At 29.6% G+C, this 900-nt stretch carries 1 protein-coding gene; it reads left to right on the top strand.

What is annotated here, in order from left to right; translation table 11 throughout:
* Positions 1-654 precede the first annotated feature (654 nt).
* Complete coding sequence (locus tag B2G86_RS13000; protein ID WP_078358603.1) at positions 655-879, top strand: hypothetical protein; 225 nt, start codon at positions 655-657, stop codon at positions 877-879.
* Positions 880-900: the final 21 nt, after the last annotated feature.

Raw genomic sequence — 900 nt, 5'->3', positions numbered from 1 at the left:
AGATGTGTATAAGAGACAGGTATCAGTAAGCGCAATTAGCTTATTGTTTGTAAGATTTCTAAAGGAATTCCGGAGTGTTTGATAATCTTTTTATCTTGTACTGGAATTGTGATTAGAGGGAACAGAATATTTTACATAACACATGATAACTCAAAGTGTAAAATGCAATATGTTAAAATATAAGTATATAATAGTTGACAAGTGAAAATGTCTATGTTATTATTATCTATGTAATTGAATATATAACCCATAGGCGGTTGAGGTACGAAAGTATAGCGATGTGATAAACATCAAAACGAGCTGAGTAAGCTATGAAGTCGAGAATACCTGATTACATAAACCCCATGTAACTCTATAAGAGATAAGTATTTAAGTTTAAGGTGTCTTAGTTTCATACTATTTGAAAGCCGTTGTTTAACTTACTTACTGAAATTGCAGCATTTGCTGACAGGTTGTGCTGATTAGTTTATGCCAATTCACAGCACGTAAAACTAAATGAGCGGAGTAATTACACTAAATTAGAGCTTACGACAAATAACAAATTAACTTTCAAGCAAGAATCTCTAGTAATTACTTGACGGGGGGAAAAACTTAATGTTTGACAAATACAAAAAGAAATGATAAGATATAAATATAATAAAGGAGAAACAAAAAATGAAAAATAAATGTATTAAGTGTCAGCAAATAAGAAAAGCAAGTGGTGTAAGTTATTTAAAGTGCTGTGAGTGCAAACAAAAAGTTAGTGATAAAAGAAAGAAAAATAAAAAGAATAAAAGTGAAATGGCTAAAACTAATGAGGAACTAAGAAAAATATCTAAACGATTAAATCAAGATAGTATAAACAAATTCATAAAAGAAAGAAATGGAATTAAGGCTTGACACTGTCTCTTATACACATCT

Source organism: Mammaliicoccus fleurettii (assembly GCF_002018435.1).
In the GTDB taxonomy this organism is placed as follows: Bacteria; Bacillota; Bacilli; order Staphylococcales; family Staphylococcaceae; genus Mammaliicoccus; species Mammaliicoccus fleurettii.
The sequence above is the reverse complement of the archived record's forward strand: the minus strand, read 5'-3'. Positions and strand labels throughout refer to the sequence as shown.

Bases quoted from the DNA above. Each gene is read 5' to 3' on its own strand.
- B2G86_RS13000 (WP_078358603.1), top strand. From the start codon at position 655: ATGAAAAATAAATGTATTAAGTGTCAGCAAATAAGAAAAGCAAGTGGT.